The following is a 9130-nucleotide window of genomic DNA, read 5'->3' as shown; positions in this document are numbered from 1 at the left end:
TATCTCTTATAATTTTTATCTAAAAAACAATAAAAAAACCTACTATTCTGATTTACTTTTTTATTTAATCCTACCAATTTAGTTATATTTTATTATGTAAATTCCGAGTAATTAACTATGCTTTAATTAGAATAAAAAATGATCTTATTTTTCACAAAAACAATATAAGTTAATGTTTTTAATATAAAAATTAATTGTTATATTTTTATCTATTTGTTATTTATTTTTTTTATTTTTTGTTCAATAATAAATCAAGTAAATCTTATAGGCTTATTTTAAAATGGGCTTAGAAAATAAAAACCCTGATCGTAAACTGGTAAAAGAAATTGCAGTTATTCTTGTAATTAAAGTTGCCATTCTCATGCTTATTAAATCTATCTGGTTTAATTCCCCTACGATTCCCAAAGATTTTGACAATCAAACTGCCCAACATATTTCGGGTAATCCATCTGAAACTAAGGAGACACGTTGATGATTTCTGAAAGCGTGGTCGATCTTTCGCGGTTGCAATTTGCAATGACAGCGATGTATCACTTTTTATTTGTGCCTTTAACTCTCGGTCTCGCATTTCTTCTTGCCATCATGGAAACAACTTATGTTATTTCTGGCAAAGAAATCTATAAAGACATGACCAAATTCTGGGGCAAATTATTCGGTATTAACTTTGCACTTGGGGTAACGACTGGTCTGACTATGGAGTTCCAGTTCGGTACAAACTGGGCATATTACTCACATTATGTAGGTGATATTTTTGGTGCTCCACTAGCCATTGAAGGACTGATGGCTTTCTTCCTTGAGTCTACCTTTGTCGGTTTATTCTTTTTTGGCTGGGAACGCCTATCTAGAGGTCAACACTTGGCCGTGACGTGGTTAGTTGCTATTGGCTCTAACATGTCTGCCTTATGGATTCTGGTTGCAAATGGCTGGATGCAAAACCCTGTTGGTGCTGCATTTAACTTTGAAACCATGCGTATGGAATTGACTGATTTTGGTGCACTCATTTTCAACCCTGTTGCACAGGTTAAATTTGTACATACCGTTTCGGCAGGTTATGTAACAGGTGCAATCTTTGTTCTTGCAATTTCAAGCTACTATTTGCTTAAAAAACAAGATGTTCCTTTTGCACGTCGTTCTTTTGCCATTGCAGCTATTTTTGGTCTTGCCTCTACACTTTCTGTGATCTTACTGGGTGATGAATCTGGTTATGAAATTGGCGATGTACAAAAAACCAAATTGGCAGCCATTGAAGCCGAATGGAATACAGAACCAGCGCCAGCAAGTTTTACCTTATTTGGTATTCCAAACCAGCAGGAAATGCGTACTGACTATGCGATTAAAATTCCTTATGTTTTAGGTTTAATTGCAACACGTTCTACCGATGGTCAAGTTACAGGCATCAAAGACCTAATGAAAGAACATGAAGGTCGTATCCGCAATGGTATGATTGCGTATAGTCAACTTGAGAAACTTCGTGCAGGTGATCGTACACCTGAACTGCTTGCTGCATTTAAAGATACACAAAAAGACTTAGGCTACGGACTACTTCTTAAAAAATATACAAACGATGTTACAAATGCATCGAATGAGCAAATTCAGTCTGCGGTAAAAGACAGTATTCCAAATGTAAAAGCCTTGTTCCTAAGCTTTCGCGCAATGGTTGCTGCGGGTGTTCTCATGCTGTTACTTTTTGTTTTAGCGGCTTGGTCGGTTGCAAAACGCAATGCTGAAGACAAACCATGGTTATTACGTTTTGCACTTTATGCACTACCTTTACCGTGGATTGCTGCACAAACAGGCTGGTATGTGGCTGAAGGTGGTCGTCAACCTTGGACCATTGGTGAAGTTTTGCCAACCCACTTATCTGCTTCAAGCTTAAGTACAGCCGATTTAGGTGGCTCTATCTTTGCACTGGTCGCGTTCTATACAGTCTTATTAATTATCGAAATGTATTTGATGATTAAATTCGCTCGTCTTGGCCCAAGCTCGCTGCATACAGGTAAATATCATTTCGAAAAAAACACAGTACATCACCATGATTCTTCTGTTGGGGAGGCTCAATCATGATCGAATATGAATTATTAAAAATTATTTGGTGGGTCTTGGTTGGCGTACTGCTCATTGGCTTTGCACTCACCGATGGTTTTGATATGGGATCTATGGCAATCATGCCGTTCGTTGGAAAAACAGATAACGAACGTCGTGCTGCAATTAATACCATTGCCCCTCACTGGGATGGCAACCAAGTCTGGTTTATTACCGCAGGAGGTGCGTTGTTCGCGGCATGGCCAATGGTTTACGCTGTTGCATTCTCAGGCATGTACTGGGCACTCTTATTGGTACTGTTTGCCCTCTTTCTTCGTCCTGTTGGTTTTGACTATCGCTCCAAACTAGAAAATACCAAATGGCGTACATCTTGGGACTGGGGACTCTGTATTGGTGGTGCTGTACCTGCACTTGTCTTTGGTGTTGCATTTGGTAACTTATTTCAAGGCATTCCATTTCAGTTTGACGACACACTGCGCTCGCAATACACAGGCAGCTTTTTTGCATTGCTCAACCCATTTGCCTTGGTGTGTGGTGTTGTAAGCTTATCAATGCTTTCAGCTCATGGTGGTGCATGGTTAATGCTTCGTACCGATGGTGTTCTACGTCAACGCTCAGCAAAAGCGACACAGATTATGGGACTTGTCTTCCTGATCTGTTTCATTGTGGCAGGTGCATGGTTGTACTTTGGACAAATGCCAGGTTATAGCTTGGCAACCCCTGTTAATACAAATGCAGCAATCAACCCATTAACTAAACATGTTGTAACCAATGCAAATCCGGGCTGGATGCATAACTACTCAGCTTATCCAATTACCATGATTGCACCTGTTATCGGCATTTTAGGTGGCTTAATTACCGTACTTGGTGGTCGTTCAAATAAAGCTGGATTTAGTTTTATGGGGACAAGTTTGAGTATTATTGGCGCAATTCTGACCGCTGGTTTTGCATTATTTCCATTCTTGCTCCCATCAAGCATTGACCCAACCTCAAGCTTAACAATGTGGGATGCAGTTTCTAGCCATAAAACATTAGGCGTGATGACTGTTGCAGCCTGCATATTTGTGCCAACCATTTTGTGCTACACCACTTGGTGCTACTACAAAATGTGGGGTGTTATCACCAACAAACATATTGAAACTCACTCACATAGCTTGTACTAAAAAGGAGGATAAAAGATGTGGTATTTTGCTTGGATTCTCGGAATTTTAATGGCGTGTTTTGCAGGTGTACTCAGTGCCTTGTATATTGAACACCACCAAAACCTTGATGAGGAATAAACAATGGCAGATGTAATGACAACACCACCTCCATCTAAAGGGGCAATGCGGATCTTCATTATGATCATCTCATTTACGTTGGCATTGCCACTTGCTGCAATACTCATGATTTATCCATCACTAATGCTTGATGCAAATGGTCATTACAGCCATCCGCTACTGATGTTAGTCATGCTAGGGATTTCTGGTGGATTTATTTATGGTATTGGTTTCATGCCTCAGTTTTGGCTATGGAAATGGTTATTTAGCCCATTGATTTCATGGCCCTTAATGGCTTTAGGCTATTATATTTGGCTGTCCTAATAAAATGCATCATAAAAAAACCAGCAATCACTGCTGGTTTTTTTCACTTCAACTCAAACAAAATTAGTTGAAAGTTTTAAAGCGTTGATCATCTTCGATAAATGCTTTTTCTGAAGCCTCTGCTTCAATTGAACCAAATACCAGTTGAGCACGAAGTTTCCAGCTTGCTGGCAAACCAAAAATTTGCGCAACTTCTTCATCTACGATTGGATTATAGTGCTGTAATGATGCACCAATGCCTTCTTCAGACAATGTTGTCCATGCCGCAAACTGAGCAATTGCAGAAGCATGTTCTGACCAGATTGGGAAGTTATCTGCATATAAAGCAAATTGTTCTTGTAGACCTTTTACAACATCTTGATCTTCATAAAATAAAACTGTTCCTTTGCCTGCTGCAAAACTTGCAATTTTAGCCGCAGTTCCTTCAAAAGCTGCTTTTGGAACAATTTTACGTAATGTTTCTAATACAATATTCCAGAATTTTTGATGTGATTGATCAAATAAAATGACTGCACGAGAAGATTGAGAATTAAATGCAGATGGGCTCAAACGAATCGCTTTTTTAATGATCTCATCAATCTCTTGGTTCGATTGTTTTACTTGATTACCAAGGGCATAGATGGTGCGACGTTTTTCAATTTGATCAATAAATGACATGGCAAACTCCTTACTTCTATTTTGAATCTTTCGGTTTTAAGCAGAACTTAGTTTATTTTTTTATAAAAAAAATACAAAGTGTGTTTCACTTAACACAGTGTTCTATTTTTAGAATAAATTCTAATAACATATTTGACAATAGCACGATAGCAATAAAAAACATCCCTGATTTATAACAATATACTGTTAAAAATCAGGGATGCTTGACACGCTAAATTAGGATTAACTCAACATTCATCTCATTTGCTATACACGTCTTTTAAATCGTACAAAATGAAATTTCATTCTTCTCAATAAAAATTTCACATGATTGTAATCACAAAAAATACATTCATTGCAAAAGATTATTGCCAAGTTTCAGTGCATTTTATTTATCTGTTTCAAATAATGCTGCAACGAAAGATTTTGCAGAGAATGGACGCAGGTCATCAATTTTTTCACCCACACCAATAAAACGAATCGGCACATGGGTACGACTTGCGATATTAAACAAAACACCGCCTTTTGCAGTACCATCCAGTTTGGTAATGGTAATCCCAGTCAAACCAACAGCCTGATCGAACTCTTGCACCTGATTAATTGCATTTTGTCCTGTTCCAGCATCAACAACCAACATGATTTCATGTGGTGCTGTCGCATCAATTTTTTGCATGACACGTTTAACTTTTTTCAGCTCTTCCATCAAGTTGCTTTTATTGTGTAAGCGCCCTGCTGTATCTGCAATAAGAACATCAATCCCTTTTGCACGCGCACTTTCAAACGCATCAAAGATGACTGAAGCACTGTCCGCACCATGCCCTTGTGCAACAACAGGAATATTATTACGCTCACCCCAGATTTGTAGCTGTTCAGTTGCCGCAGCACGGAATGTATCGCCCGCAGCAAGCATGACTTTTTTGCCTTCACCTTGCAGACGTTTTGCTAACTTGCCAATCGTGGTGGTTTTACCGACACCATTGACCCCCACCATTAAAATAACGTATGGGTTTTTATTGCTATCGATATGTAAAGGTTTAACACGAGGTGCAAGCAAGGCTACCAATTCTTCTTGCAATGCTTTATACAAAGCATGTGAATAGATCAAGTCGCCACGTGCAGTACGTTCTGTCAGGTTCGCAATAATCGTTTTGGTTGCTTCAACACCAATATCTGCTATAAGAAGTTGTTCTTCTACTTCTTCTAACAATTCATCATCAATTTCTTTACCACCAATTAGAATGTTGACCATTCCATCGGTAAAGCTTTTACGAGTTTTTGTGAGCCCTTCTTTCATTCGCCCAAAGAAACCTTTTTTAGGCTGGTCTTCTTCAGTTTCAGATAAAGGCACTTCCGTTGCAGTGATTGTATGTTCTGTTTTCTGTTCAACAATAGGCACATCCACAGCAGGTAAACTTGGCAAAGTTACATCATCATCACCAATTTCCGCATCAATTAAGAATTTTGTTTGCCCGTGTGTGTTCTGTTGCATGCTAATCCTTCGAAAAAAAACATCACATTAAAATAAAAGTTTAGCATAGATTGCTTTCGGTTGCTGCTGATCTACCCTTGATAAAATATTTATTGTGATGGGTGTTCGGGATCTAGTGCAGGATATTGCTTAATCGCTTTTTGCTCGTACTGAAACGCACGAATCAAACGAAAATATTGCTGTTTATTTACCTGAGGTTGTCTTAACAATTGTTCTGCTAAATTTTGAGTCTGAGGATATTGCCCCATTAAAGCAAGACGCTGAATTTTTGGATATTGATTGGGTTTGATGGGAGAAGTGAGCAATAAATACCCAAGAAAAAGCACACTCACAACAATAAAAACAACAAAGTAATGCACATAATATGCGAATGAAAATTTAGACTTTACCGAATTAAAAATATCTATCGACTTAAACATGATCAACCTCTATAGCCCTAGAGTATAGTTGATCATGCTTAAAGTACAAAATAAAAAACATCTCGGACAAACCATCTCAATTCACAAGGATTTGAGTTCAGTTCTATTTCGCCTTTCCATTTAAAACACTAGAGTCATGAATCTAGGTTCATAACAGCAAATGCTAAGATGTGATGTCACGAACAAAGGCAAAATATAAAATGATTGCAATAATTACTAAAGTCACAACAAGCAAAAAGATGTTCACACCATGCTCGGCATGTAACGGATGAATTGGATCATCTATGGCTAATCGATGCAGCTCTTTATTGTAAATTCTATAAAACTCAGCTCGCTGATCGGCATCTAACCCTCTCGTGAACTGTGCTATTTTAATCCGATGTTCAATCCCAATATTACCAATATGCTGATCTTCATGATAAATGGCATCGCCCAATTGTTTACGGTGAAATTTTGCCAACGCTTTTACGTCTTCAGGGTTTAAAGGCGTCGCAAATTCAAAACCATCAATAAGTGTTATCATGAGTCTTCTCCTTGTTATATTTATATCTAAATATATTAGTAAAAAGCATTTGTGATTACTGTTTAATCATGTAAACTACATTTAACTTGAATTATGCCGTCAAACCTCCATTTTTAGTTTGACTTCAAAATCAAACTGTAATAATACTTAAACGTAATTCAGTTATTTTATATTTACTTCGGATGAAGTGACATTGTAATCATAATTAAAATAAGGAGCCTTATATGATTCAACAATTTTCTCAACAAGACTTAGAGCATGTGTATTCAAATGCTGTAAATACAATCCAATCGCAAATGAATTTTGCAGATGCTGTAACAGATTTAGAAAACGTCGCTCGCGCGGGACATGGTAAAGCAGCAATGTTTTTAGCTGAACTTTATTACCAAGGTTTCCGAGTTGAACGAGATAGCCTAAAAGCGCAGTATTGGCAGAATGTCGCCACGATGAAAGCCTAACAAAACGTCACTTTAGTGGCGTTTTTTAATGCCTAAATTTTGTGAAATTTAGCATACGATTTTTTTCATTTTTTCACTTGCAAAACACCTGTATCCATTTCAATCTAGATAAGACAAGAACAATAAGCAACCAAGGATCGCTTTATCATGACTACGGTATCTCAGGTAATTCAGCAAAAAAAAGATGCTTCTATTTACACAATCTCTCCCGATGCATCTATCGTAGATGCAGTAAGTTTAATGGCCACAAAAGATATTGGCGCAGTGATTGTCACCCATGACCAACATATTGTAGGGATTCTTTCAGAGCGGGACTGTGCAAGAAAAGTCATTATGCAAAATCTTGTCGCAGAAGATACACTTGTGAGTGAAATTATGACCACAAATGTAATCAGTGTGCATTTAAACAATACAGTCGAAGAATGTCTTACTCTAATGACAGATCGTCATTTACGTCATTTACCTGTGCTAGAAAAAGATGCGTTGGTTGGTCTTGTGGCTATCGGCGATCTGGTAAAAGCAACCATAAAAGATCAGCATGATCTGATTCAACAGTTACAGCACTATATTACAAACTAATCAAGAACCAATAAAAAAAACAAGAGCACGGTGCTCTTGTTTTTTTGTTTCTATTTTTTAAAGTCCGAGCTTATTGGCAACATAGTCCGCGTCTTTATCACCACGGCCTGACAAATTCACTACAATTTTAGTGTCTACAGATAAGTTTGGTGCTTCACGTAATGCCCAAGCGACAGCGTGCGAACTTTCCAAAGCTGGAATTATTCCCTCTACACGTGATAAACGCATAAAAGCGTCTAAACATTCTTGGTCTGTCGCAGTGCTATACGTTACTCGTCCGATATCTTTTAAGAAACTGTGCTGTGGCCCAACACCAGGATAATCTAGCCCCGAAGCAATCGAGTGAACAGGTAAAGGATTTCCTTGTTCATCTTCCAACACGTAACATGCCATCCCATGAATTTGACTTGGCTTGCCTAATGTAAGTGTCGCTGAATGTTTATCGGTTTCTAAGCCCAGCCCCGCAGGTTCTACACCAACCAATTTAACCGCTTCATCATGTAAAAATGCAGTGAACGCGCCGATCGCATTTGACCCGCCACCGACACAAGCAACTACATAATCTGGTAATTTTTGAAATTGTTCCAAGCTTTGTTGTTTAATTTCATTGCCAATAATGGTTTGAAAGTCTCGAACCATTTTCGGAAATGGATGAGGCCCAACCACAGAACCAATGGCATAAATATAATGTTCAGGGTCTTTTAGATATTCTTCAAATGCACTGTCTACCGCATCTTTTAAAGTTGCTGTACCACGTGTGACCGACACCAGTTTCGCGCCCAAAATTTTCATTTTGACGACATTAGGATGTTCTTTTTCAATATCCACTTGCCCCATATGAATTTCGCAAGGAATTCCTACTAATGCACACGCTGTTGCTAATGCGACCCCATGTTGCCCTGCACCCGTTTCAGCTATCACTTTGGTTTTGCCCATATACTTTGCAAGCAATGCCTCGCCTAAACAGTGATTAATTTTATGTGCGCCAGTATGGTTTAGATCTTCACGTTTTAAATAAATTTGTGCACCACCGAGTTGTTCAGACAATCGTTTTGCAAAAAACAAAGGACTTGGTCGCCCAACATAATATTTAAACAATTCTGCAAGTTCTTGCTGAAATTCAGGTGTGGTACGGATTTCTTCGTATGCTGCATTAATTTCATCCATTGCCTGTTTTAAATGCGGTGGAATGAATTGACCACCATATTTCCCAAAGAATCCAAATTCATCAGGTAAAGCAATGTCTTTTAATTGTTGCATGTCCATCTCTCAATTATTTTATCGTGTTAGATACTTTGTCATACCTTCTATTACTTTTAAAGTCATTGAAGTACAAGTTATTCTGAATTGTTTTTATTTTTATGTTGGCGACACGAAAGAAGCATCAAAGAAACTGATTG

The 9130-nt window shown here is 38.1% G+C and carries 12 protein-coding genes; 7 read left to right on the top strand and 5 right to left on the bottom strand.

Annotation, left to right across the window (positions count from 1 at the left end; all coding sequences use genetic code 11):
- Positions 1–280: 280 nt before the first annotated feature.
- From cydP to ABDV70_RS07685, 5 genes are read left to right on the top strand one after another with little or no spacing between them, the layout of a single operon-like run.
- The gene (cydP, locus tag ABDV70_RS07705) at positions 281–472 is read left to right on the top strand and encodes a cytochrome oxidase putative small subunit CydP (protein WP_343596763.1); all 192 of its coding nucleotides are present in this window, start codon (positions 281–283) and stop codon (positions 470–472) included.
- The gene (locus ABDV70_RS07700) at positions 472–2064 is read left to right on the top strand and encodes a cytochrome ubiquinol oxidase subunit I (RefSeq protein WP_343596761.1); all 1593 of its coding nucleotides are present in this window, start codon (positions 472–474) and stop codon (positions 2062–2064) included. The genes cydP and ABDV70_RS07700 overlap by 1 nt, the downstream gene beginning before the upstream one ends.
- Complete coding sequence (gene cydB / locus ABDV70_RS07695) at positions 2061–3206, top strand: cytochrome d ubiquinol oxidase subunit II (protein WP_343596760.1); 1146 nt, start codon at positions 2061–2063, stop codon at positions 3204–3206. The genes ABDV70_RS07700 and cydB overlap by 4 nt, the downstream gene beginning before the upstream one ends.
- Before the next feature lie 15 nt (positions 3207–3221).
- Positions 3222–3323: a cytochrome bd-I oxidase subunit CydX gene (cydX, locus tag ABDV70_RS07690; RefSeq protein WP_000270276.1), complete on the top strand. Its 102-nt coding sequence runs from the start codon at positions 3222–3224 to the stop codon at positions 3321–3323.
- Between the two features lie 3 nt (positions 3324–3326).
- Positions 3327–3626 (top strand): cyd operon YbgE family protein, encoded by a 300-nt coding sequence (locus ABDV70_RS07685; protein ID WP_343596758.1) that lies wholly within the window; start codon positions 3327–3329, stop codon positions 3624–3626.
- Positions 3627–3689: 63 nt separating this feature from the next.
- On the opposite strand, the gene ABDV70_RS07680 is transcribed toward ABDV70_RS07685, so the two are convergent.
- The 4 genes from ABDV70_RS07680 to ABDV70_RS07665 all read right to left on the bottom strand — a co-directional run bounded on the left by ABDV70_RS07680 (position 3690) and on the right by ABDV70_RS07665 (position 6693).
- Complete coding sequence (locus tag ABDV70_RS07680; RefSeq protein ID WP_343596756.1) at positions 3690–4283, bottom strand: nitroreductase family protein; 594 nt, start codon at positions 4281–4283, stop codon at positions 3690–3692.
- Between the two features lie 367 nt (positions 4284–4650).
- The gene (ftsY, locus tag ABDV70_RS07675; RefSeq protein WP_343596754.1) at positions 4651–5751 is read right to left on the bottom strand and encodes a signal recognition particle-docking protein FtsY; all 1101 of its coding nucleotides are present in this window, start codon (positions 5749–5751) and stop codon (positions 4651–4653) included.
- An 89-nt stretch (positions 5752–5840) separates the two neighbouring features.
- A complete protein-coding gene (locus tag ABDV70_RS07670) occupies positions 5841–6170 on the bottom strand; it encodes a hypothetical protein (RefSeq protein WP_343596752.1) in 330 nt (109 codons plus the stop codon).
- 163 nt (positions 6171–6333) lie between these two features.
- On the bottom strand, positions 6334–6693 hold the full coding sequence (locus ABDV70_RS07665) for a hypothetical protein (protein WP_343596750.1): 360 nt from the start codon (positions 6691–6693) through the stop codon (positions 6334–6336).
- Positions 6694–6917: 224 nt separating this feature from the next.
- Between ABDV70_RS07665 and ABDV70_RS07660 the strand changes: the two genes are divergently transcribed.
- Both ABDV70_RS07660 and ABDV70_RS07655 read left to right on the top strand, forming a co-directional pair.
- On the top strand, positions 6918–7151 hold the full coding sequence (locus ABDV70_RS07660; protein WP_343596748.1) for a hypothetical protein: 234 nt from the start codon (positions 6918–6920) through the stop codon (positions 7149–7151).
- 147 nt (positions 7152–7298) lie between these two features.
- Entirely contained in the window at positions 7299–7730 is a 432-nt protein-coding gene (locus ABDV70_RS07655) for a CBS domain-containing protein (protein WP_343596746.1), read from the top strand.
- Between the two features lie 57 nt (positions 7731–7787).
- Here the strand turns inward: ABDV70_RS07655 and trpB are convergent, their stop codons facing one another.
- Positions 7788–8990 (bottom strand): tryptophan synthase subunit beta, encoded by a 1203-nt coding sequence (gene trpB / locus ABDV70_RS07650; RefSeq protein ID WP_343596744.1) that lies wholly within the window; start codon positions 8988–8990, stop codon positions 7788–7790.
- Positions 8991–9130 lie beyond the last annotated feature (140 nt).

Origin of the sequence: Acinetobacter sp. (assembly GCF_039596015.1) — a bacterium.
In the GTDB taxonomy this organism is placed as follows: domain Bacteria; phylum Pseudomonadota; class Gammaproteobacteria; order Pseudomonadales; family Moraxellaceae; genus Acinetobacter.
The sequence above is the reverse complement of the archived record's forward strand: the minus strand, read 5'-3'. Positions and strand labels throughout refer to the sequence as shown.

Coding starts and splice junctions, on each gene's coding strand:
- cydX (WP_000270276.1), top strand. CDS start 3,222: ATGTGGTATTTTGCTTGGATTCTCGGAATTTTAATGGCGTGTTTTGCA.
- ABDV70_RS07680 (WP_343596756.1), bottom strand. CDS start 4,283: ATGTCATTTATTGATCAAATTGAAAAACGTCGCACCATCTATGCCCTT.
- ABDV70_RS07685 (WP_343596758.1), top strand. CDS start 3,327: ATGGCAGATGTAATGACAACACCACCTCCATCTAAAGGGGCAATGCGG.
- ftsY (WP_343596754.1), bottom strand. CDS start 5,751: ATGCAACAGAACACACACGGGCAAACAAAATTCTTAATTGATGCGGAA.
- ABDV70_RS07665 (WP_343596750.1), bottom strand. CDS start 6,693: ATGATAACACTTATTGATGGTTTTGAATTTGCGACGCCTTTAAACCCT.
- cydP (WP_343596763.1), top strand. CDS start 281: ATGGGCTTAGAAAATAAAAACCCTGATCGTAAACTGGTAAAAGAAATT.
- ABDV70_RS07655 (WP_343596746.1), top strand. CDS start 7,299: ATGACTACGGTATCTCAGGTAATTCAGCAAAAAAAAGATGCTTCTATT.
- ABDV70_RS07700 (WP_343596761.1), top strand. CDS start 472: ATGATTTCTGAAAGCGTGGTCGATCTTTCGCGGTTGCAATTTGCAATG.
- cydB (WP_343596760.1), top strand. CDS start 2,061: ATGATCGAATATGAATTATTAAAAATTATTTGGTGGGTCTTGGTTGGC.
- trpB (WP_343596744.1), bottom strand. CDS start 8,990: ATGCAACAATTAAAAGACATTGCTTTACCTGATGAATTTGGATTCTTT.
- ABDV70_RS07660 (WP_343596748.1), top strand. CDS start 6,918: ATGATTCAACAATTTTCTCAACAAGACTTAGAGCATGTGTATTCAAAT.
- ABDV70_RS07670 (WP_343596752.1), bottom strand. CDS start 6,170: ATGTTTAAGTCGATAGATATTTTTAATTCGGTAAAGTCTAAATTTTCA.